At 37.9% G+C, this 23,011-nt stretch carries 19 protein-coding genes; 11 read left to right on the top strand and 8 right to left on the bottom strand.

The window, feature by feature from the left end; genetic code table 11:
- Window positions 1-45 precede the first annotated feature (45 nt).
- On the top strand, window positions 46-999 hold the full coding sequence (locus tag RWP19_RS00475) for an NAD(P)-dependent oxidoreductase (RefSeq protein ID WP_314356017.1): 954 nt from the start codon (window positions 46-48) through the stop codon (window positions 997-999).
- 120 nt (window positions 1,000-1,119) lie between these two features.
- On the opposite strand, the gene pflA is transcribed toward RWP19_RS00475, so the two are convergent.
- From pflA to pflB, 3 genes are all read right to left on the bottom strand, one after another.
- Entirely contained in the window at window positions 1,120-1,896 is a 777-nt protein-coding gene (gene pflA / locus RWP19_RS00470; RefSeq protein WP_314356016.1) for a pyruvate formate-lyase-activating protein, read from the bottom strand.
- Between the two features lie 12 nt (window positions 1,897-1,908).
- On the bottom strand, window positions 1,909-2,148 hold the full coding sequence (gene grcA3 / locus RWP19_RS00465; RefSeq protein WP_024066082.1) for an autonomous glycyl radical cofactor GrcA3: 240 nt from the start codon (window positions 2,146-2,148) through the stop codon (window positions 1,909-1,911).
- Window positions 2,149-2,223: 75 nt separating this feature from the next.
- Window positions 2,224-4,341, bottom strand: coding sequence for a formate C-acetyltransferase (pflB, locus tag RWP19_RS00460; RefSeq protein WP_314356015.1), 2,118 nt, complete (start codon window positions 4,339-4,341; stop codon window positions 2,224-2,226).
- 375 nt (window positions 4,342-4,716) lie between these two features.
- On the opposite strand from pflB, the gene RWP19_RS00455 reads away from it, so the two are divergent.
- The 10 genes from RWP19_RS00455 (at window position 4,717) to RWP19_RS00410 (ending at window position 16,000) form a co-directional block, all read left to right on the top strand.
- Window positions 4,717-5,583 (top strand): EamA family transporter, encoded by an 867-nt coding sequence (locus tag RWP19_RS00455; RefSeq protein WP_314356013.1) that lies wholly within the window; start codon window positions 4,717-4,719, stop codon window positions 5,581-5,583.
- 159 nt (window positions 5,584-5,742) lie between these two features.
- Window positions 5,743-6,765, top strand: a complete 1,023-nt coding sequence (locus tag RWP19_RS00450; protein WP_314356011.1) for an ATP-binding cassette domain-containing protein — start codon at window positions 5,743-5,745, stop codon at window positions 6,763-6,765.
- On the top strand, window positions 6,765-7,436 hold the full coding sequence (locus tag RWP19_RS00445) for a methionine ABC transporter permease (RefSeq protein WP_082717854.1): 672 nt from the start codon (window positions 6,765-6,767) through the stop codon (window positions 7,434-7,436). The genes RWP19_RS00450 and RWP19_RS00445 overlap by 1 nt, the downstream gene beginning before the upstream one ends.
- 53 nt (window positions 7,437-7,489) lie before the next feature.
- Complete coding sequence (locus RWP19_RS00440; RefSeq protein WP_314356009.1) at window positions 7,490-8,314, top strand: MetQ/NlpA family ABC transporter substrate-binding protein; 825 nt, start codon at window positions 7,490-7,492, stop codon at window positions 8,312-8,314.
- A gap of 324 nt (window positions 8,315-8,638) precedes the next feature.
- Window positions 8,639-10,105 (top strand): DASS family sodium-coupled anion symporter, encoded by a 1,467-nt coding sequence (locus tag RWP19_RS00435; protein WP_314356008.1) that lies wholly within the window; start codon window positions 8,639-8,641, stop codon window positions 10,103-10,105.
- Window positions 10,106-10,445: 340 nt separating this feature from the next.
- The gene (locus tag RWP19_RS00430; protein ID WP_295208104.1) at window positions 10,446-10,949 is read left to right on the top strand and encodes an ECF transporter S component; all 504 of its coding nucleotides are present in this window, start codon (window positions 10,446-10,448) and stop codon (window positions 10,947-10,949) included.
- A 152-nt stretch (window positions 10,950-11,101) separates the two neighbouring features.
- The gene (locus RWP19_RS00425; protein WP_314356007.1) at window positions 11,102-12,235 is read left to right on the top strand and encodes a PLP-dependent aspartate aminotransferase family protein; all 1,134 of its coding nucleotides are present in this window, start codon (window positions 11,102-11,104) and stop codon (window positions 12,233-12,235) included.
- A 10-nt stretch (window positions 12,236-12,245) separates the two neighbouring features.
- On the top strand, window positions 12,246-13,430 hold the full coding sequence (locus RWP19_RS00420) for a MalY/PatB family protein (RefSeq protein WP_314356005.1): 1,185 nt from the start codon (window positions 12,246-12,248) through the stop codon (window positions 13,428-13,430).
- Between the two features lie 52 nt (window positions 13,431-13,482).
- On the top strand, window positions 13,483-14,442 hold the full coding sequence (metA, locus tag RWP19_RS00415; RefSeq protein ID WP_314356004.1) for a homoserine O-succinyltransferase: 960 nt from the start codon (window positions 13,483-13,485) through the stop codon (window positions 14,440-14,442).
- A gap of 286 nt (window positions 14,443-14,728) precedes the next feature.
- Complete coding sequence (locus RWP19_RS00410) at window positions 14,729-16,000, top strand: O-acetylhomoserine aminocarboxypropyltransferase/cysteine synthase family protein (RefSeq protein WP_314356003.1); 1,272 nt, start codon at window positions 14,729-14,731, stop codon at window positions 15,998-16,000.
- A 534-nt stretch (window positions 16,001-16,534) separates the two neighbouring features.
- Here RWP19_RS00410 and RWP19_RS00405 read toward each other — a convergent pair.
- From RWP19_RS00405 to RWP19_RS00385, 5 genes are all read right to left on the bottom strand, one after another.
- On the bottom strand, window positions 16,535-17,122 hold the full coding sequence (locus RWP19_RS00405) for a PepSY domain-containing protein (protein WP_314356002.1): 588 nt from the start codon (window positions 17,120-17,122) through the stop codon (window positions 16,535-16,537).
- Window positions 17,123-17,620: 498 nt separating this feature from the next.
- A complete protein-coding gene (locus tag RWP19_RS00400) occupies window positions 17,621-18,385 on the bottom strand; it encodes a TIGR03943 family putative permease subunit (RefSeq protein WP_314356001.1) in 765 nt (254 codons plus the stop codon).
- Window positions 18,386-18,459: 74 nt separating this feature from the next.
- Window positions 18,460-19,995, bottom strand: coding sequence for a permease (locus tag RWP19_RS00395; protein ID WP_314356000.1), 1,536 nt, complete (start codon window positions 19,993-19,995; stop codon window positions 18,460-18,462).
- Window positions 19,992-20,861: a GTP-binding protein gene (locus RWP19_RS00390; RefSeq protein WP_314355999.1), complete on the bottom strand. Its 870-nt coding sequence runs from the start codon at window positions 20,859-20,861 to the stop codon at window positions 19,992-19,994. The genes RWP19_RS00395 and RWP19_RS00390 overlap by 4 nt, the downstream gene beginning before the upstream one ends.
- 429 nt (window positions 20,862-21,290) lie before the next feature.
- On the bottom strand, window positions 21,291-22,739 hold the full coding sequence (locus RWP19_RS00385) for an aminoacyl-histidine dipeptidase (protein ID WP_314355998.1): 1,449 nt from the start codon (window positions 22,737-22,739) through the stop codon (window positions 21,291-21,293).
- Between the last annotated feature and the right edge of the window lie 272 nt (window positions 22,740-23,011).

Raw genomic sequence — 23,011 nt, 5'->3', positions numbered from 1 at the left:
ATATAGAAATATCTATAGAATTTGACATATATTTAGGAGGATCATATGAATGAACGTGTAGTTATAGTAAATGCAAGTAAAATGAATTATGACCATGCATTAGATTTCTCTGTATTATCTAGTGATGTGAAAGTGTACGAGGATAGTATAAATGCAGAGCTTATTGAACGTATTCAAGGCGCTCGTGTAGTAGTAACAAAAGAGATTCCTGTTACTGCTGAGTTGCTTTCACAATTCCCAGATACAGTAAAGCTTATCGTGGAAGCTGGTACAGGTTATAACAATATTGACCTCAACTCCGCTAAGGCAAAAGGAATTACAGTATGCAATATTCCAGCGTACAGCACTGAACGCGTAGCTCATACTGTAATCATGATGATCCTTAATTTTGCGTCCACTATGCAGCAACAAATTGGTATGCTTGCTAAAGGTGATCGCAGCAACTTTACAAAATATTTGCAAGTAAGCCACACAGAAATAAATGGTAAAACATTAGGTGTTGTCGGTGCTGGTCATATCGGCATGGAAGTTATCAAAGTGGCAAAAGCACTTGGCATGAATATCTTGATTCACACACGTACACCAAAGGCTGATGGTGATGGTGTTCGTTATGTAAGTCTTGATGAATTACTTAAAAATAGTGATTATATTACATTGAACTGCCCATTAAATGACCAAACTAAGCATATGATTAATAAAGAAACTATAGCTAAGATGAAACCGAATGCAGTCATCATAAATACAGGTCGTGGTCCACTTATTAATGAAATAGATCTTTGTGAAGCATTAGCCGCTAAACGTATTGCAGGTGCAGGCCTTGATGTACAAGAGGTAGAACCTCCAGCAGAGGATAGCCCGCTATATACGTTAGATAATGTTATCCTTACACCTCATATGGGTTGGAAAGGTCTAGAAACACGTCAACGCTTGGTAGGTATTATTCGTGATAATGTACAAGCCTTCTTTAAAGGTGAACCTATTAACGTAGTATCTAAATAAATACAATAAGAGCCGTCCCCGGTTGTGTGGGGGCGGCTCTATTGTTTAGGGCTATCATAGATCAAGTTTTTAATATATATGTATATATATATCAAGGGAGGTAGTTATCCTCAAACTTGATTATGATTGATGTTGTGTTTTGATGGGACTCCACCAATGGCGTCGATAGGCCTTGATGCCTTCTACCACGGTTCTTGTCGCTTTAGCCGCTATATCTTTTGATGCGGCCGGTATGCCCTCTAGGCGGTAGGTGAGACCTAACTCCTTATATTTAGCAGTACCCATAACGTGATATGGTAAGCAATCAACGGCTTGTAAATTTTTCAGAGATCCTAGAAAAAAGCCTAGACGATAGTGATGATCTGCATTATCTGTAATTGTTGGAACTACAACGTGACGAACCCATATTGGAACTTCTACGTCTGCCGTTAATCGAGCAAACTCAAGAATGGGCTCTAACGGTTTGCCTGTTAACCACAGATGCTTAGCAGGATCGATTTCCTTAATATCTAGGATGACGAGGTTAGTGACACTGAGTAATTTACGGTATGCCACCTCTTGGTGGGGATCAAAACAAATTCCACTTGTATCTAAACAGGTATGGACGTTTCTTTCACGGAAGTATGTGAAAAGCTCAATAACAAAGTCGATTTGCATTAGAGCTTCCCCACCTGTGACGGTGATACCACCATTAGTATAAAATTGGCGGTTACGTTCGTACTGGTCCCACAATTCTTCAACGGTCATGAACTTAACATCATCGCTACTTTCATTCCATGTGTCGGGATTGTGGCAATAAGCACAACGCATGGGGCATCCTTGGAGGAAGACCACCATGCGCATGCCTGGACCATCAACTGTACCCATCGTTTCAACTGAATGAATACGTCCAGTCATAGGAAACCTCGATTAGATTTGTTGATGGAATGTACGGGAAATAACTTCGTCCTGTTGTTGTTTAGTCAATTTGCTAAAGTGTACTGCGTAACCAGATACACGAACAGTCAATTGAGGATACAACTCAGGATGTTTTTGAGCGTCTAACAATGTTTCTCGAGTGAACACGTTAACGTTCAAATGATGACCACCTTTTTGGGAGTAGCCATCCAATAACTCTACCAAGTTATCAACTTGTTGTTGGTTGCTCATGGGTATTGCCTCCTTTCAACCAAGACTAACACTCGTATCGGTGCCGGTGAAAGCAGTCCGATACTATGGAAGACGTTATTTATCTTCCTTTATAGTAACATTCGGTTCGCTGCATGCGAAGTTTGTATTGGAATTAGGCAATTGAGATGGATCTAATTCAATATCAAAATCGCTGACGGACACAAATGTTTCACCAGATTTACCTAATGCGTCAGGAACGATAGAGAAGGTATTGGAAATACCATCAGAGCTATCACGCCATGGCATTTTTGCTACGGATGCCAACGAAGAAACAGCACCGTGAGTGTCACGACCGTGCATTGGGTTAGCACCAGGAGCGAAAGCTTCACCAGCTTTACGGCCGTCTGGTGTGGAACCTGTTGCAGTACCATATACTACGTTAGAAGTAATTGTTAACAAGCTCATAGTAGGAACGGATTGACGGTATGTAGGATGTTTACGAATTTTGTTCATAAATGTGGAAACAACTTTTGCTGCCAAGCTATCTACACGATCGTCATCGTTACCATATTTAGGGAAGTCACCTTCGATTTCGAAATCAACAGCGATGCCGTTTTCGTCACGAATAGGTTTTACCTTAGCATATTTAATAGCGGACAAGGAGTCAGCTACTACGGATAAACCAGCAATACCCGTTGCAAACCAACGAGTTACCTTGCGGTCATGCAATGCCATTTCCAGTTTTTCATAAGCGTATTTATCGTGCATGTAATGAATGATGTTCAATGCGTTTACATATACGCCTGCTAACCATTCCATCATGTCGTCAAATTTTTCCCATACTTCGTCAAATTCTAAGTATTCGGAAGTGATAGGGCGGTATTTAGGACCAATTTGTTTTTTCAATTTTTCATCAACGCCACCATTGATTGCGTATAGCAAGCATTTAGCTAAGTTGGATCGAGCACCGAAGAATTGCATTTCTTTACCAATGCGCATTGGAGATACGCAACATGCGATAGCGTAGTCATCACCAGAGTTAGGGCGCATTAAGTCGTCATTTTCGTATTGGATGGAAGATGTTTCAATGGATAATTTCGCACAGAAGCGGCGGAAGCCGATTGGCATGCGAGGGGACCACAATACAGTGAGGTTTGGTTCTGGAGCAGGGCCAAGGTTAGTTAATGTATGTAAGTAACGGAAGGACATTTTGGAAACCAATGTACGACCGTCAGTACCCATACCACCGATGGATTCAGTAGTCCACACAGGATCGCCTGTGAACAGGTTGTTGTATTCGTGGATACGTGCGAAGCGTACCATACGTAATTTCATAATGAAATGATCTACGAACTCTTGAATTTGTTCTTCAGTATATGTACCATTGCGAAGGTCGCGTTCAGCGTAGATATCTAAGAATGTAGAATTACGACCGATGGACATAGCAGCACCGTTTTGCTCTTTAATGGCGCCAAGGTAGCCGAAGTAAATCCATTGCATAGCTTCTTTAACATCTTTGGCAGGTCCAGAAATATCGTAGCCATAGGATGCAGCCATTTCTTTTAATTCCTTTAAGGAACGAATTTGCTCTTGAATCTCTTCGCGGTCTCGAATTACATCTTCCAGCATATCGCCCATAGTGATGCTGAATTGTTCTTTTTTATCTTCGATGAGGTAATCAATACCATATAACGCGATACGACGATAGTCGCCGATGATACGGCCACGGCTGTAAGCATCGGGCAAACCAGTTACGATATGAGCTGTACGAGCGGCACGCATTTCAGGTGTATATACATCAAATACGCCATCATTGTGAGTTTTACGGTGCTTTTTGAAGAAGTCTTCTGTTTGCGGATCCATTTTGAATCCGTATTCTTCAATAGCAGATTTTGCTGTGCGCAAGCCACCATAAGGGAACATAGCTCGTTTTAGGGGTTTATCAGTTTGCAAACCAACGATTGTTTCAAGATCTTTGTCGATATATCCTGGCGCATGGGCAGTAATGTGTGTGGCCACGGAAGTATCGGCATCGAGCATGCCGCCTTTTTCACGTTCTTCTTCATAAAGCTTCATTACTTGGTCCCATAATTTTGTCGTTCTTTCTGTAGGACCAGCAAGGAAGGAATCGTCCCCTTCATAGGGGATATAGTTTCTTTGAATAAAGTCGCGTACGTCAACGGCTTTATCCCACACACCTGTGTTAAAATCTTTCCATGCAGTATGTTGCATTTTGCACCTCCATAAAAGGATATAACTATAGATTTCTATGTTTATAGTGTACAATGTTTGTCACGATTTAACAAATTTTAAATGATATATATTTTCAATAAATACTATGCAATTTTCGTAAGAATAGTTCTTATTTATAATTTGATACTAATAAATTCATCATTTGAAGTCTATTTATTATAGATTTTAAGCTGGATTATATGGATATGTGTGCCTGGGATTTTGATTTTATATTATCTTTAAATAATGAAAATCTATATCAATAAATAGAGAGCGTTCGATATAGGGTGATGGACATTCTTGGAATAATAGCGCCTTATTATGGTAATATCTATATAGTATTGATTTAAGAATTACGTAGAAAGGTGGATGCTAATGACAAATCAAATGAAAGCCATATTAGGGGCATCTGCCACGATTGCTGTATGGGCTACGGCCTTTCCTTTTGGTAAGTTAGCATTGCAATCAGTAGATGCATTGACACTCTCTGTAGCGAGGGTTGTAGGTGGTGCTATACTCATGCTAATTATTGGTGTATTTAAGGGATTACATATACCTACATCTTGGCGTGAGTGGGGCATATATATTCTGCTAGGGGCTACAGGAAACTTTGTTTACCAAGTCGTTTTTAATGAAGGATTGCGAACAATACCGGCTGCTACATCTAGTATTATTATGGCTTTGACACCAATGACTACAGCATTGATGGCATTGGTAGTCTATAAGGATAGAATACGCCCTATAGGTTGGCTCTTCACCATAACTGCTTTTATAGGTGTGGCCGTTATTATTCTTTGGAATTCCACACTTACTATTCCTATGGGTGCCGTGTGGACTTTATTGGGGATGATACTATTTGCAATTTATAATATTCTGAATCGTGGACTAAGCTTAAAAGGATTTAACTCTATTACCATTGCTATGTGGTCCATGTTTACAGGTGCTATTATGGCACTACCATTTGCAGATCATGCTATTGAAATGATTGTCGCCGCACCAATTACTGCGAAGCTTGCTATGGTATACCTAGCATTCTTTTCCAGTGCGTTAGGATTCGTATTCTGGAGCTATGCTTTTGAACATGCTGAAAAGGTTTCTGATGTAACAAACTTTATGTATCTCTCGCCAATTGTGGCAGCTATAGTAGCAGCTTTTTTATTGGGAGAATTTCCAAATTTAGGCCTTTATATTGGCGCACCGATAATATTAGGCTCACTATTTCTCTTTAATCGATATAGATAAATAAAAAGAACCTCAACCTTTTAATTGGTGAGGTTCTTTTTGGTGTTTGACAGTCTTTATAAATTGTAGTAATCTAAGTATACAATTAAAACATACCTTTTAGATATGTTTTAGAATCAAGATTAATTCCTATTGGACAGCGGGGAAAGAGGTGGTACAGTGATTGCTATAAGAAATGTAACGAAAGAGTTTGACGTTAATAAGCAAAAAGTTACTGCATTATCTGATGTGAACTTCACCATAGAAAAAGGTGACATATTTGGCATTATTGGCTTTAGTGGAGCTGGTAAATCTACACTATTGCGCATGATTAATGCTTTAGAAGTACCTACTTCTGGTCATGTCGAAATAGATGGTGTGAATATCAATGGCTTAAGTTTCAATGAGCTCAGAAAGGTGCGTAAGCGCATTGGCATGGTGTTTCAACAATTCAATTTGTTGAATGCTAAATCTGTGTATGATAATGTGGCGATTCCATTAATTCTAAATAAGGTTCCGAAATCAGAGATTGATAAAAAGGTTAAAACATTATTGGACTTTGTTGATTTAGGCGATAAAGCAAATGCGTATCCTGGAGAATTATCTGGTGGTCAAAAACAACGCGTTGGTATTGCTCGTGCGTTGGCTACAGATCCATCAATTCTTCTTTGTGATGAAGCAACAAGTGCTCTTGATCCAGATACGACAGAGTCTATTCTTCAATTATTAGAGCGTGTTAATCGTGAATTAGGGGTAACAGTTGTTATCGTAACTCATGAGATTGATGTAATTCAAAAAATTTGCAATCGTGTTGTGGTTATGGAACATGGGAAACTCATAGAGAGCGGATCTGTACTTGAGGTGTTTAGTAAACCTAAACATGAAACAACAAAACGATTTGTTAGGACTGTCATTCCTGATGAAATTCCATCAACAGTGAAACATACCTTGGCCTGTGATAAAAGGCCATATACAATTCTTAAGATGCATTTCTTGGGAAATAATACGACCGATAATGTGTTATATCATATTAATAAAACCTTTAAGTTAGAAACGAGCGTGTTATTTGCTACGGTAACAGAGTTAGAACATACCGTACTTGGTATTTTTATTGTTCAGTTTATTGGTGATGATCTTGAAGTGGGCAAGGTAAAAGAATATCTTGTAACACAAGGTATCGAATGGCAGGAGGTGACTATCTAATGGATTTCTTTATGCAAGAATTAGGCGTTCCTGGCTCCCAATTACTATTGGCTGCAGAGCAGACCTTATACATGGTGTTTTTATCGCTCTTTATCGGTACGGTGTTAGGTCTAGTTATAGCCGTTACCTTAGTAGTGACCAATCCGAATGGTATTGTTAAAAACAGTATTGTTTATAGTATTACCAATACAATTGTAAATATTGTGCGTTCCGTACCTTTTATTATCTTAATGGTATTTATCTTGCCATTAACAAAGATGATTGTAGGAACTCGAGTTGGTACAACGGCGGCTATTGTTCCTCTCGTTATATTTATTGCGCCTTATCTTGCTCGACTCTTTGAAAATTCTATTTTAGAGGTCAATAAAGGCATTATCGAGGCTGCACAATCAATGGGGGCTTCTCACTTTGAAGTGATTTGGCATTTTCTTCTACCAGAGGCAAAGGGTTCCCTTATCTTGTCAATTACGACAGGTACTATAGGCCTTATTGGCGCTACTGCTATGGCTGGTGCTATCGGTGCAGGTGGTGTAGGTGATTTGGCTCTTACCTATGGTTATGAACGGTTGAACTTCCCGTTGATGCTATTTACTGTTGTTATTTTAATTATTTTTGTTCAAATTATTCAAACAATTGGTAACTACTTTGCACGACGTGCACGTCGTTCCTAATTGATGATATAGATTTCAGTGATGTTGATTGTAAAAGTATAGGAGGATATACTATGAAATTTAAGAAACTTCTTGCCCTTGGAGCGGCATTAGTATTTACCGTAGCTTTTATCGCTGGCTGCGGTTCAAACAGTAGTGATAATAGTGCCAAAAAAGAATTAAGCTATAGTAAATCTCAAGGCCCTTACTCAGAATTGTTTGAAAAAGGTGTTAAACCAATTTTGGAAAAACAAGGCTATACCTTTAAAGGTGTAGATATGTCTGACTTGGTACAAGCAGACCAAGTGTTGAGCGATGGTGAAGTAGATTTCAACGTTGAACAACATACTGCATACATGAAAAACTTCAACGAAAAACAAAATGGTCATCTTGTAGCTTTAACTCCAATTCCAACAGTACCAGCAGGTATCTTTAGTGGTTCTAAAACATCTTTAGATCAAGTGGCAGATGGCGACACTATTGCTGTACCTAATGATGCATCCAACATGGCTCGTGCCTATGCGTTATTGCAAAAAATCGGTTGGATTAAGCTTGATCCAAATAAAGATTTAGCAACAGTAACTCAAGCAGATATTATTGAAAATCCTAAACATCTTAAATTTACAGAAATGAAATCCCTTACAATTCCTTCTGTACGTACTGATTTTGATTACATTGTCATTACTGGTGCAATTATCTACAATGCAAAAATCGATCCTAAAACGGCTCTTGCAAATGAAGATGTATTGCCACAATGGTTATTACAAGTTGTAGTTAATGAGAAAAACAAAGATGCACAATGGGCGAAAGACCTTGTAGCAGCTTACCATTCTCAAGAATTCAAAGACTACATGGAAAAAAATAACAACGGCCTATGGTTCGTACCAAAAGGTGAATAGCATGTAGATAATGTGCTATATAGGCACAAACAACTATATAGGCATAAATAAAAGGGCCCCCTAATAAGTTTTTACTTATTAGGGGGTTCTGTGTTTATATGGCATACTAGGAGGGCATTGTTGATTGATACAAATAGATTATTACGTTTTGTAGAGTGCCTTATACGGTCATGCATGAAACAGCGAGATAAAATTTATTACTAAAAGTTTATTATCAATTAATAAGTATTATGATTGAGTTTATATCATCTTATTAAAATTTTTGATATACTAAATAAGCATTTTTTTGTAATTTTTGTTTTGAAGTAGTAAGGAGAGTTTCTAATGAAATTGAATTGGAAATTATTTGCACCGCTTGTAGTAGCTATTCTTGTATGGCTCATAGGTGCTCCTGAAGGTCTTAGCGCAAATTCTTGGATTTACGTAAGTATTTTCGCTGGCCTCGTGGTAGGTTTGATTTTAGAACCAATGCCACCAGCTTTTATCGGTATCATTGCAGTTACCGTATCTATGTTGTTTAAGGTTGGTCCTGCCCCCGTGGTAGATAAAGCAACTGGTGTAGCAAAGGCGATTACTGATGCGCAAGCTATCAGCTGGGGCCTCAGTGGTTTCTCTAATGCCATTGTGTGGTTGATCTTTGCCGCTTTCATGATTGGTATCGGTTATGAAAACTCTGGACTTGGCCGCCGTATTGCTTTGTTCCTCGTAGCAAAGCTTGGTAAGTCTTCCTTAGGTCTTGGTTATGCTATTGCTATTACTGACCTTGTATTGGCGCCGTTCATCCCAAGTAATGCGGCTCGTTCTGGTGGTACGATTTACCCAATCGTATCTAGTATTTGTCCGATGTTTGATTCCTATCCAGATAAGAACCCTCGTAAAATTGGCTCCTATTTGAACTGGGTAGCGTTGGCAACTACATGTGTATCTAGCTCTATCTTCTTGACTGGTGCAGCTCCAAACCCATTGGCTCTAGAATTGTCTGCTAAATCTGGTATCGTAGCAGCGAACTGGGGCACATGGTTCCTCGCATTCTTGCCAGTTGGCCTTATCTTGTTCATCATCACTCCATTGTTGACCTATGTATTCTGCAAACCAGAGGTAAAAGGTTCCCCTGAAATTGCAGCGTGGGCAAAAGATGAATATAAGAAATTAGGATCTATGACACGCAGTGAAATCTTCATGGCCTTAATTTCTGTATTGGCTCTTGTATTGTGGATTGGTGCTTCTACATTCAAAGTAAACCCTACAACAACGGCTTTGATTGTTATTATCTTGATGATTTTCACTAAGATTATGACTTGGCAAGACTTCCTTGCTAACAAACCAGCATGGAATGTTTTGACTTGGTTTGCTACGCTCGTACCTATGGCTTCTGGCCTTAAAAATGTAGGTTTCTTGGAATGGCTTGCTCAATCTGCTGGTGGGTCTTTGGTTTCTTTAGATCCTACAATGGCAGTTCTTGGCTTGTTATTAGCATTCTGCTTACTTCGTTACTTCTTTGCTTCTGGCACTGCTTATGTAACAGCTATGGTAGGCTTGTTTGCTACTCTAATTCTTCAAATTCCTGGTGTTGATCCAGCTCAAGTTATGTTGATTCTTTTAGTACCAATGGGTATTATGGGTATTCTAACTCCATATGGTACTGGTCACAGCCCAATTTGGTTTGCTAGTGGCTATAACAAAGGTCCTGAATTCTGGAAATTAGGCGCTATCTTTGGGATTATCTACCTTGCGATCTTTATCGTAGTGGGGATTCCATGGATTCAGTTCGTAATGCCACTTTTAGGATAAAGTGCTCCGCCGCATTGTATCTCCTTGCGCTCCATTCGCTGCAAGTCGCTTAGTAGATACAATGCGGCTTCTTTTTATCCTGAAATGGCAAAACTCACTTTAGAGGGCAAGTCGCTTAGTAGATATAATGCGGCTTCTTTTTATCCTGAAATGGAAATATTCAACAGAACTCGACAAATCTAGAAAAATCAATATAATAGTGTTGTAATAGTAAATTTCTTATCTGAATTTTCTGATGGAGGTTTTTATTATTATGTCTGCATCAGCGTGTGTGGTGTAGTCGATTTTGTATGAGGTAGGTACCTCTTGTAAAATCTATATCGTATAGTAGGAGGTTCTTATGTCCACAAAGTCTATTACGGGCACCGGCCTATTATTGGCTGTAGCCTTATTGGCGCAAAGTTTGCGTCTTATTTTTCCATTTATTCCTAATCAGGTGAGCATGTTCCTTATCGGTTCTATTACATCTGCTACGTTTGTACTAGCCACATGGCGCTATGGTTGGAAAAATGGTCTTGTTATTGCTTGGATTGCGCCAGTGGTAGCACATTTACAAGGTATGTTGCCATTGCCACCGTTCATTTTGATTACCGCTCTCGGCACGACTGCCTATGTATTTGTGGCGTACTGGTTACAACATAAACCGAAGGTATTGCTCATTATCGTGGCGGCCTTGGTAAAAGCAGGTGTTCTCTTTGGAGGATATTCCTTGTTCTTTTCTCTATTCCAATTTCCACCGAAGATTGTAAATACTATGTTATTTGTATCTAGTTGGCCACAGCTAGTAACATCTTCTTTGGGCATTGTTTTGGCGTTACTTATTACAAAACGCATAAAAAATTAGGCTAACTTAACTTGGAGTTATGGCAAGCCATTCAAAATAGATATGACTTTTTAAGGGTACTCATGCAGTATGAGTGCCCATTTTTATTGACCTTAGTCATTGTCTACTTTTATAATTAATATATTGTATACAAATATGAGGAGTTGAATGGAATGAAATTTAATACAAAATGCGTTCATGGCAGCGGTAGACCAGACAGCACTGGTGCAATCTCCCCTGCAATTTATATGTCTAGTACATTTTCCCATCCAAAGTTAGGTGATACAACAGGTTATCAATATACGCGTGAATCTAATCCAACACGGGATCGTTTGGAACAATTGATTGCAGGTCTTGAAGATGGTAAAGATGCATTGGCATTCTCTTCTGGTATGGCTGCAGTAGACGCAGTATTCCATCTATTCTCCCCTGGAGATCACATTATTTTGGGCGATGACTTATACGGTGGTTCTATCCGTATGTTTACAAATATTTACGAACAAAACGGCATTGAGTTCACCTATGTTGGTACATCTGATCTTGATGCTGTAAAAGCAGCTTTCAAACCAAATACAAAGGCTGTATATATTGAAACACCTACAAACCCTATGATGGAGATTACTGATATTCGTGCACTTTGTGCATTGGCTCACGAGCGTAATGCCTTAGTAATCATCGATAATACTTTCTTGAGCCCATATTTCCAACAACCATTGAATTTGGGGGCTGATATTGTTTTACATAGTGGTACAAAATTCATCAGCGGTCATCATGATGTTATTTCTGGTTTTACCATTGTAAACGACGATGAATTGGCTGAGAAATTGCGCTTCACATATAAAACCGTAGGTGCCTGCCTATCCGCTATGGATAGCTGGCTCGTTATCCGCGGTGTTAAAACATTGGCACTTCGTATGGAACAACACCAAAAGAATGCTATTGCTCTTGCAGAATGGCTCAAAAAGCAACCTAAGGTTATAAAGGTATTATTCCCTGGCCTTCCAGAACATCCAGGCTATGAAATCAATAAAGCCCAAACTACAGGCTTTGGAGGCATGTTGTCCTTTGAAGTAGATAGCGAAGAAACTGCAAAAAAAGTATTAGAAGGCATTGAGCTTATTCAGTTTGCTGAAAGTCTTGGTGGTACAGAGTCCTTGTTGACCTACCCTGTAACACAAACACATCCAGATTTAAAACCTGAAGATGCAGAGCGTAAAGGTATTACACGTCGCTTATTGCGTCTATCTGTAGGTATTGAAGACACAGATGATTTGATTGCGGACTTAGAACAAGCTTTCAATAAATAAAGGAGTTCCTATGGGACAATATAATTTTGATCAAATTTTAGATAGAACTCACACAAAATCCTTGAAATACGATTTTGCTGTAAAACGCGGTAAACCAGCAGATGTATTGCCGTTCTGGGTGGCGGACATGGATTTTGAGGTTCCACCCGAGTTAAAGCAAATTCTATTAGACCGTGTGAATCATGGCGTATTTGGTTATACTGAGTCCGATGATGAGTATTTTGATGTTTTAAAAAATTGGTTTAGTACACGTTTTAACTGGATACCAGACCGAAAATGGCTCGTTAAAACGCCAGGTGTTGTATTTGCCTTGGCTATGGCGGTTCGCGCTTTCACTAAGGAAGGTGAAGGGGTACTTATCAACCAACCTGTGTATTATCCATTTAGTATGGTTATTGATGATAACGATCGCCGCCTTATTAATGTGCCGCTCATCAAAGGCGAAGAAAAATATACTATTGATTTTGAAGGTATCGAGAGGGCTATCGTTGAGGAAAACGTAACCTTATTCCTCTTGTGTAACCCACATAACCCGGTAGGCAGGGTATGGACTGAGGATGAGTTAAAACGACTTGGTGATATTTGTATTAAACATAATGTACTCATCGTGAGCGATGAAATTCATGCTGACTTTGTTTGGAAAGGTTATACGCACAAGGTCTTTGCGGATCTTGGTGAAAGCTATGCAGAACACTGTATTGTATGTACAGCGCCTAGTAAGACTTTCAACATCGCTGGCCTTCAAGTAAGTAATATTTTCATTCCTAATGATTCCTTACGCCGTCGTTTTATCAAAGAAATAGACCGCGCTGGTTATAGTCAGTTAAATACAATGGGGATTGTTGGCTGTGAAGGTGCCTATAAAGTTGGTGCTCCTTGGCTCGACGAGTTAAAGGAATACATTCAAGACAATATCCAGTTTACTATTGATTATGTAGCAAAATATATGCCGAAAATTCATGTATATCGTCCGGAAGGCACGTATCTTATGTGGTTAGACTGTTCTAAGTTGCCATTAAGTCCTAAAGAACGCGATGAATGGATTATCAATGAAGCTAAATTGTGGCTTGATACTGGTTCCATGTTTGGCGTCGATGGAGAAGACTTTGAGCGCATCAATGTAGCATGCCCTCGTAAAACATTAGAGGAAGGTCTCGAAGCTTGGCGTCGGGCCTACGAGGGTAGAGACTTTTAATTACAGTAGTTAGATTAGGTTATCAAATTGTTTAGTGTGTAGAGGTGATAGTATGCCTATTAAAGTAATAAAAAATTTACCGGCCATTACGAAATTAGCTCAAGAGAATATTTTCGTTATGGATACAGAACGGGCGGAAAATCAACAAATCCGACCTTTGAATATTCTGTTAATCAATTTGATGCCTACTAAAGAAGTTACAGAAACACAAATCTTACGTGCTCTTAGTAATAGTCCAATACAAGTGAATTTGACACTACTACATACTGCATCTCGTAAGGCTAAAAATACAGATGAGCAATATTTAGATACTTTCTATCGTACCTTTGATGAGGTGAGAGACGGGTTCTTTGATGGTATGATTATTACAGGTGCTCCTGTAGAGCTAATGCCTTTTGAAGAGGTAGACTATTGGTCTGAGTTAGTAGAAATTATGGATTGGAGCGAAGAGCATGTATACTCTACGTTCTATATTTGCTGGGGTGCACAGGCTGGTTTATATCATCACTTTGGTATCAATAAATGCGTGATGGATGAAAAGCTATTTGGTGTGTATGAACATGATATCTACAATGATCGACCAGTACTCTTGCGTGGCTTTGATGAAAAATTCTGGATGCCACATTCCCGTCACACCACAGTTTCCTTACAACAAATTAAGGAAAACCGCAATTTAGAATTGTTGGCTGGCTCTGAGCCAACAGGTGCAGCTATTGTCCGTAGCTTAGATAATAAACATATCTTTGTATTTGGTCATGCTGAATACGATTGGGATACACTTAATCGTGAATATGTACGAGACGTTAAAAGAGGATTGGATATTGCAGTTCCTGAAAATTACTTCCCCGATGATGACCCAAAACAACGGCCAGTTGTACGTTGGAGGTCTGTAAGTACATTGTTATTTACAAACTGGTTAAATTACTATGTATACCAAGAAACACCGTACATTATTGAACAAATTCAAAAAATGAAATTTGAACGCGATAAGAACTTAGGTGCCTATATCTAAATTATGGTTACTAGAAAATTCCCCTAATTACTTTTTAAGGTCTCTACAGAGAGATATTTTTGTAAAGTAATTAGGGGCTTTTTTATATATAAGAAAGTGAGATAGCTTGATTTGTTGTTTTTTAGAACTTAATTTACTGTTAAATTTTGTGATTATATAAATTGGCTATAACTTCAAGCTATGGATAACGATATAAATTAATTGTAGACATAATTTTTAAAACATAGTAGTATACTAGGTATAAAGAATGAACTCAATTCACAGTTAATATAAAGGAGTTGTTATAATGAGCAAACAATACAGATTTGAAACATTACAATTACATGCCGGTCATACGGTAGATCCAACAGGTTCTCGTGTAGTACCTATTTACCAAACTACATCTTTCGTATTTAAAGATGCAGAAGAAGCAGCAGGTCGTTTTGCTTTGACTAATCCTGGTGGCATTTATTCCCGCCTTGGCAATCCTACTACAGATGTATTGGATGCTCGTGTTGCAGAACTTGAAGGTGGTGCTGGTGGTATCGCTGTAGCATCTGGTTCTGCAGCGATTACATATTCCATTTTGAATGTTGCAAGTGCTGGTGATAATATTGTTGCTGCATCTACATTGTATGGTGGTACTTACAACTTGTTCACTGCTACATTGCCACGTTTGGGCATTCACACTAAATTCGTAAATCCAGATAATTTGGAAGAATTCGAAGCAGCTATTGATGAAAATACTAAAGCTGTTTATATTGAAACTATCGGTAATCCTGGTATTAACCTTGTTGATGTACAAGCAGTAGCTGATATTGCACATAAACATAATATCATCTTGATCGTAGATAACACATTTGCATCTCCATACTTGTTCCGTCCATTAGAACATGGTGCTGACGTAGTTGTACATTCTGCTACTAAATACCTTGGTGGTCATGGTACAACATTGGCTGGTGTAGTAGTAGAATCTGGTAAATTCGATTATAAAGGTTCTGGTAAATACCCTGGCTTCTCCGAAGGTGATGAACACTACAATGGTTTAGTATATGGCGATTTGCCAATTCCATTCACTGTAAAAATTCGTGCTCAATTGCTTCGTGATACTGGCGCATGCATTACACCACTTGCAGCATGGCAAATCTTGCAAGGCGTTGAAACATTGTCCTTGCGCGTAGAACGTCATGTAGAAAATGCTCGTAAAGTAGTAGACTTCTTGACTAAACATCCTAAAGTAGCATGGGTAAGCTACCCAGAATTAGAAGACAGCAAATACAAAGCTTTGGCTGATAAATACTTCCCTAAAGGTGTTGGTGCCGTATTCACATTCGGTGTAAAAGGCGGTAAAGAAGCAGGTATTAAACTTGTGGACTCCTTGGAAATCTTCTCCAACTTGGCTAACGTAGCAGATGCTAAATCTCTTGTTATTCATCCTGCATCAACAACACATGCACAACTTAACGAAGAACAACAAAAATCTGCTGGCGTAACACCAGATATGATCCGTGTATCCATTGGTCTTGAAAATATCGATGACATCATCGAAGACTTAGCACAAGCTTTGGATAAAGCATAATTTTCGTACTTCCACTATGGAAATACTATAGATCAAACTTTCAGAACATATAAATGACATTCTTAAGTATGACCTCACTTAAGAAATAGAACACAAACTATCAGACCTATAAAACTTATACAAGAGACCTCCCTGCGTGGGAGGTCTTTTTGTGTTGTAATATATATTCTGGTTAATTGTAAATTAGTTTATTGGGTTATGATAGATCTTTGTAAATAGATAGTCATATCTGGGGGGAGAGGATATAGTAGGATAGAAAAAAGACCTTGGATTCAACGATCCAAGGTCTTTTAAAGGGAGTATAGTGTGTGTAACGTTTAGTCTGTGGTGTGTGAGCACAGACCCTTTACCTATTGTGTGAGCTAGGTTTTTGAGAGAGCCCTTTATGAGTTATAGGGCTCTCTAAGTTTGTGTGTTAGTTTGTGTGTTAGAGAGTGTATCCATTGGGATACTGTGTGTATAGTATGTGTGTTATATGTGTAGTGTGTCATCTTAGTGGGTTAGGATAGGGGTTCACTAGATGAAAAGAGCTTCTTAGTATTTTGTAGTTTTTACTTTGCAGCTCAATACTTTACCGGATGTAGCGTCAACTTTTACTTCTGCTTTTTTGTCGCCACCAGTTGTCATATCGAATTCGTATACAACTTTACCGTTTTCACGTTCAACGGACCATTCCATAGTTTGGAAGTCGGAACCAACTTTTTCAAGAGCTTTTGTTTCAGCTACTTCAGGGATGATGATGTTTTGAACGTTAATAGTTTTGTTAGCTTTAGCATAGCCTTTAACTTCTTTACCAACGATTTGGCCAGTTGCTTCGTCTACTTTAAGTTCTACTGCACGATTGTTGTAGTAACCTTCTACTTTATAGTAAGGGTTATGTTTAGCATCATAAGAAATAGATTTTACTGTAGCGCCAGGGAAGTTTTGTTGGAATACTGTAACAGCGCCCATGTAATCAACAGAGTAGTTAGCTTGAGCAGATGGAGCTACGCTGCCAACGCCTTTCCAGTTACTATTGTTGTTATAAGCATGGTTGCTAGCTGCACCAACTACACCTGCTAATAATACTGTACTAACGCCAAATGCACATAATACCTTTGATACTTTCTTAACATTTTTCATGATGAATGCCTCCTAATATAAGGTACTTTTAAATACTATTTTGTGAAAGTAGATTTTGCTCAATCTACTTATGTATAATTTAATTCCAACATATGAATATAAGATGAAATTTTTGATTTTTGTATGAAGATGAGTATATCTTATAGTTATTATAAAGGATTAATAATAACTATAAAGTATGATCAAAAAAATTAAAGCCTTGTAATACCTTTATATATGGTATTACAAGATGATAGTTAACCATAGTACAACCTTTGTGGTTGACGATTAAAAATACAAGTGTTTTAATTTAGATAGTTAGTAGTTTGTTGATGTGTGATTAATGGAGACATTATCCTTTAAACGATTATTAGCAGGATTCATATGTTAAAGAGTTACATCGATAATATACCCTATATATAATACTATTATATATGTAATAAAACCGAGGTGTTATGCCTCGGTTTTATTTGTTTAAAATACCTAGTTAAGACTTTTTAGATATTTATTACTGTTTGCTTAAGGATATACATAACCTAAAATAGGTTCTGCTGATTTTATTTTTGTCACTTCTATATAGGGTTGAGCTCTACCGTGGAAGTCTCTAGTGGATACCTTGCCTTCGATGGAAACCCATTGTTCATTTGCTAAGCTGTCTCCATCTGGTTTATAGGCGGTCATGCCGATTGGTGCTACGTCGGCGATGCAGCAAGACATGGCCATACGAGAGATGGTAAATTCATTCGATTTTAGTGTATTATCATCTCGGTTTACATATCCTGTCATATATACAGTATAGTCTTTGTATTGATCTACGTTAGAACCGACCTTTACAATGGTTTGATAGAAGTTATCGGAGTTTAGAACGATTTCTTTTTTGTCTTTTGAAATGCCAGGTTCTTTGCTTTCACTATTAACAGTGATAACCTCACCAATAGCATCATTTGTAAAGTCAAAGTTATTTGTATCGTCATTGACACGTGCTGCTCCGTGAACACCTGTGGTAGGTACTAGGACAGGCGGCACAATAAGTAATACTACGGGAATAATGATAGGCACAATGGAACGCCAGTTGTGTTTGTAATAGCGGGACGGAGCCCAAATGATAGTAGCTAACCCACCTAATATGAGGGCTATGCTACTAATACCTAGTAGGAGTTCATAACGGGGTGCAATATAGTTTAAATAGCGTCCTGTTACTATGAGGTATACACAGCAGATACCTAAGATGAGGTAGAGTGCGCCTTTCACAATAGAAAAGCGGTCTTTCAGTCCTAATTTCATAGAATCATCTCCTTTTATAGTTATTAAGAACTGAAATAATAATAACTATATATAGTTGTAACTAATTTAAGAAACTAGCCTAAAAAGAATTGATAACCTAATGCTGCTATATAAGATATAACTAGAATTGTTATGCCTAGACGAAGGATGAATGATGTAGGCATATACTGTTTTAAAATATATACGTTTTTTATATCGAGCATAGGTCCTAAAATGAGAAACCCCATGACTGAGCTTATGGGGAATAGGGTACTCAAAGATTTACCTATAATCGCATCTGATGTGGAGCAGATGGAGAAGAAGAAGGCTAATAATAATAGAATTGGGATAGCCCACACGTCAGGTAACGTAATCCCCGCATTGATAAGCCAAGGCTTTCCGTAAACTTGGACTACTGATAATACACAAGCTGCAATAGAAAAATAGAATAAAAGTTGAGAGAACTCCTTTTCCATATGAACTAACAATCTTCTTTTGTTGAGGGGTTTACTTTTTGATGCTTCTAAGACGATTTCCTCATAACTAAAGTTCTGTGCTGTTTTTGCTTTCATCATTGATATAGGTGGTGGCATAATACGGAATGATAATGCCACCAATAAAGCTACGCCAAGGCCAATGGTGATACGCCATACAGAGACCATTGGATCATCTGGAAAGGCATACCAGGTTGAAAGGATTGTAATGGGGTTGATAATTGGACTAGCGAGCGTGAATAGGAGGGCCACTGACAATGGTACGCCTCTATCGGTGAGTGCTTTAAATAATGGAATAATAGCACAGTCGCAAACTGGTAAGGCTAATCCACTAACCATGGCGGCACCATAGCTCTTCCAAGAATGATTTCCTAATAGTTTTAGTAGTACTCTTTGCGGTACAAAATAGCGAATAATTGTTGATCCAATGGTTCCTAATAATAGGAATGGGATGGCTTCGATAATGAGTCCCGTGATGATGGCAAAGGATTGATGAATGGAGTAGGGAATGTCATGACGGAATGCAGTAACTAATAATATATAGGCTGTAATACCGACAACTAATAGATTAGGTATAAGGCCCCACATAGAATTATGACATAATTGTGCTACTTTTTCTGGTGTTGGCGTTGTTACAATCTTGGCATCACTGTTATAGGTCCGTAGTAAGGCGTAATGAATATCGGTTTCTGTTATGATACAGTCTGCACTATATAATTGACTTAATACATCATTACCTAAACCAGGTAAAATTGATACAATGAATTGATCTGTACAGATATAAAATACCTTTTCGATTTGTAACATGTGACGCAGCTTATCACTGTATAATAAGGCTTCTAGTTGGTGAAAGCTGAGCATACCATTCCATTCAATCCATACTTCTTTAGGTTTTGCTTTGTTGAGATAGGTTGCAATTTCGTCTGCTATTGAATTATACGAGCCTGGTTGATTAGGCGTAATCGCACTTAATGCATCAGGATTGAGTTGTAATGCTTCTTTAATGAGTGATATTGAACCTTCTTCGGCACTGATACATGCTGTGCCACCAAGCTTTTTGCGATATTGCAATTGTTCATTTATGAAAGTACTTTTACCAGAACCGATGAATCCGGTAACGATATAAACAGGTATCATGATTGACACACTTCATTATGTACCATTGGTACATTAAAATCTGTACCAATAACGACTAAGCTATAGGCAGTGGATTCGCTGGGGGATAGGGAACAGTAATGCGTACCGTATTGTAATTCATGAGGTCCTTCGGTGGTTGGTACAATACCTTTAGCACGGAGTACAGTGTCTGGCATACCTTCCATAATGGTTTTCCAATGGGCAAGGCTGAGGGTACGCAAATTTTTGAAGGTTTGACTCATAAATTGATGCTCATCATGTAAAGAGTGGTCATCATGACAGTGATAGAGACGTTTGATATAGTCTCGTAATACAATGGTATTCCAGGCCTCTTCGTGAATTGGAGTATTTGGCGCTAACTCGTGAATCATATGTTTTGTAATACTTGTTTGTTGGATGTCTTCGGTGTGACTCAAGAAAATAGCATCACTGTTTGTAATTTGGTCTTTAAAGAATAAACCGAAGTTTTTGATAAACATAGGTGCTTGCATGGCATCTACAGTTGTTACTGATGCATGAATATAGGCAGATTTTGCGATTTCTTCATCTTTACATGTATGGATGATTTCACTTAGTTTGCTGATACCAGATGGTTCAATATAGATAATGTCTACATCGTAATTTTGAAGAATGTCGAGAAGTGCTTGTTGGAAATTACCTTGCAAGCTACAGCAAATACAGCCAGATGTAACTTCACGAATGGTAGCCCCTGTTCTAGCCAGATTGGCTGCATCAAGACTAGTTTCACCAAAATCGTTTTCTATAATTAAAATTTTATCTGTAGTTTTATGTTCTTTTAGTATATGTTGTAAAAATGTTGTTTTTCCAGAACCTAGAAACCCAGATATGATAACAATTGGGATCATATGTACCTCCTGAGTATTGTAAACACAGTATACACCTATAAGATAATGCAGAAAATACACCATAGGGTATATGTATAGTTATGAAACTTTTACTATTCTTAAAATTCTCTTTAAATATATTGGTTATATACTTTATATGAGTATAGTAACAGATGTATTTAATATTCATAATTAATTATAAAAGATATAGTAAATCTCAATTTAAATATATATGAAAAGATACTCCTGTATGTATAAATATTAATTTGTATTTTTTTCTGAAAAATAGAAAAAAATCCCTCCCATGAATGATTCAGTCAGGAGAGAGTTGAGTGATATCATTATGGGAGGGAGGAGAGAATTCGTCCTAAAAATCTTTTTTTGATTACTTTTAGTATAACAAATTATACATAAAATATATAGTCATTATTTGTATTTTATGTTTAATATTTATTGTAACTTAGCTAATAAAGCTTTTAAATATACATATACATTTTCAACAGATGGTAAATAAACGCGTTCCATTGGAGTGTGTGGGCTTACGATAGTAGGGCCAAAGCTAATCATTTGGGTGTTTGGTAGTACACCTTTTAACAAGCCGCATTCAAGACCGGCATGAATAGCGTTAACATTAGCTGGTGTATTAAACATTTCGTTATGTAAGGCAATAGCTTGTTCTTCAAGTTTGGAGCCTTTATCGTATTCCCATGCAGGATATCCGCCTGTACGTTCTGCTGATACGCCTAAAGTTTTCGCAAGTAAAATCATTTTCTTAGCTAAGAATTCAAGGCTATTGCTATTGGAACTACGGATAGAAATGAGTACCTCAATAGTATGTTCGTTTTCGCGGACTATAGCAATATTGTCAGAAGTTTCTACGAGATTTGGGATGGATTTACTTACAGAGTGAACACCATCTTGTGCAAGATAAATGTAAGTAATGAGAGCTTCGGTTGTGTCATCTGCATATACTACATCAGGAGTAGCGATATCTTCTACAACGAATGTAAGACCTGGGTCTTGAATGCCATATTCATGAAGATATTGTTTTTCTTGATAGGCAACTAATGTTTTAATGGCCTCTACATCCTCAGCGCGTACGGATAATGTAGCTACTGCTTTAGAAGGAATGGCATTATGTTTTACTCCACCTTCAAAAGATGCTAAGCATACAGGATATTGTTGTTGAATATCATAGAGTACACGTGTTAATACTTGGTTGGCATTAGCGCGTTGTTCGTTGATTTCAATGCCGGAATGACCACCTTTAAGTCCTGTTACGGTAAGCGTTAAGCCTGCATCATAGCCCGGTTGGTTGTTTTCTCGTAATAAAGGAATGTTTACATGAACGTGACAACCGCCGGCGCAGCTAACGGTAAAATCATGTTCTACTTCTGTATCGAGGTTGAGTAAGTAATCACCACTTACTTGACCTTCTTTAATGGCAAAAGCACCATCCATACCAGTTTCTTCATTAGTGGTGAACAATAATTGCATAGGGCCATGTTGTTGGTTATCATCTTCAAGAATTGCAAGCATCATCGCACCACCCATGCCGTTATCTGCACCTAATGTAGTGTGATCTGCATGCATCCACTCGCCTTCGATGATGTTAGCAATTGGGTCTTTGGAAAAGTCATGGTTGGAGTCATGATCTCGTACACATACCATATCGATATGACCTTGTAGAATAATGGATGGACGATTTTCATAGCCAGGAGAAGCAGGTTTTTTTATAACTACATTATATTGCTCATCCTGATGAACTTCTAAACCTAAGTTTTTACCGAAGTTTACGATATAATCGCTAATGCCTTTTTCGTTTCCTGATTCACGAGGAATTTGGCTCATTTCTTTAAATATTTCTAATACGCGTTTTGCTTGAACGATTGATTCCATAATGGTTCCTTTCATTCTGATGTAAATAATAGATATACATGTTGATTGATTATACTAAATATTTAGTTATTTTATGAGTTTCGGAATTTTTGCACCGATATATGAATTAGTTCTCATTATAATTTTTATCAACATATATATGGGATATATAAATAATTAGTGTATATATATAGTTATATCATAAGAATGATTATTAGCATAGTTAATGGAAACATCGACATGTATAGAGACTAGCTATATAGGAATAATAATGTATAATGAGGTTATACGAT

Origin of the sequence: uncultured Veillonella sp., assembly GCF_963522475.1 — a bacterium.
Taxonomy (GTDB): Bacteria; Bacillota; Negativicutes; order Veillonellales; family Veillonellaceae; genus Veillonella.
This window is presented reverse-complemented; position numbering and strand designations above follow the sequence as displayed.

What these genes read in the sequence shown, in the direction of transcription:
- RWP19_RS00475 (WP_314356017.1), top strand. Translation starts at nt 46, where the DNA reads ATGAATGAACGTGTAGTTATAGTAAATGCAAGTAAAATGAATTATGAC.
- pflA (WP_314356016.1), bottom strand. Translation starts at nt 1,896, where the DNA reads ATGACTGGACGTATTCATTCAGTTGAAACGATGGGTACAGTTGATGGT.
- grcA3 (WP_024066082.1), bottom strand. Translation starts at nt 2,148, where the DNA reads ATGAGCAACCAACAACAAGTTGATAACTTGGTAGAGTTATTGGATGGC.
- pflB (WP_314356015.1), bottom strand. Translation starts at nt 4,341, where the DNA reads ATGCAACATACTGCATGGAAAGATTTTAACACAGGTGTGTGGGATAAA.
- RWP19_RS00455 (WP_314356013.1), top strand. Translation starts at nt 4,717, where the DNA reads ATGACAAATCAAATGAAAGCCATATTAGGGGCATCTGCCACGATTGCT.
- RWP19_RS00445 (WP_082717854.1), top strand. Translation starts at nt 6,765, where the DNA reads ATGGATTTCTTTATGCAAGAATTAGGCGTTCCTGGCTCCCAATTACTA.
- RWP19_RS00440 (WP_314356009.1), top strand. Translation starts at nt 7,490, where the DNA reads ATGAAATTTAAGAAACTTCTTGCCCTTGGAGCGGCATTAGTATTTACC.
- RWP19_RS00435 (WP_314356008.1), top strand. Translation starts at nt 8,639, where the DNA reads ATGAAATTGAATTGGAAATTATTTGCACCGCTTGTAGTAGCTATTCTT.
- RWP19_RS00430 (WP_295208104.1), top strand. Translation starts at nt 10,446, where the DNA reads ATGTCCACAAAGTCTATTACGGGCACCGGCCTATTATTGGCTGTAGCC.
- RWP19_RS00425 (WP_314356007.1), top strand. Translation starts at nt 11,102, where the DNA reads ATGAAATTTAATACAAAATGCGTTCATGGCAGCGGTAGACCAGACAGC.
- RWP19_RS00420 (WP_314356005.1), top strand. Translation starts at nt 12,246, where the DNA reads ATGGGACAATATAATTTTGATCAAATTTTAGATAGAACTCACACAAAA.
- metA (WP_314356004.1), top strand. Translation starts at nt 13,483, where the DNA reads ATGCCTATTAAAGTAATAAAAAATTTACCGGCCATTACGAAATTAGCT.
- RWP19_RS00410 (WP_314356003.1), top strand. Translation starts at nt 14,729, where the DNA reads ATGAGCAAACAATACAGATTTGAAACATTACAATTACATGCCGGTCAT.
- RWP19_RS00405 (WP_314356002.1), bottom strand. Translation starts at nt 17,122, where the DNA reads ATGAAAAATGTTAAGAAAGTATCAAAGGTATTATGTGCATTTGGCGTT.
- RWP19_RS00400 (WP_314356001.1), bottom strand. Translation starts at nt 18,385, where the DNA reads ATGAAATTAGGACTGAAAGACCGCTTTTCTATTGTGAAAGGCGCACTC.
- RWP19_RS00395 (WP_314356000.1), bottom strand. Translation starts at nt 19,995, where the DNA reads ATGATACCTGTTTATATCGTTACCGGATTCATCGGTTCTGGTAAAAGT.
- RWP19_RS00390 (WP_314355999.1), bottom strand. Translation starts at nt 20,861, where the DNA reads ATGATCCCAATTGTTATCATATCTGGGTTTCTAGGTTCTGGAAAAACA.
- RWP19_RS00385 (WP_314355998.1), bottom strand. Translation starts at nt 22,739, where the DNA reads ATGGAATCAATCGTTCAAGCAAAACGCGTATTAGAAATATTTAAAGAA.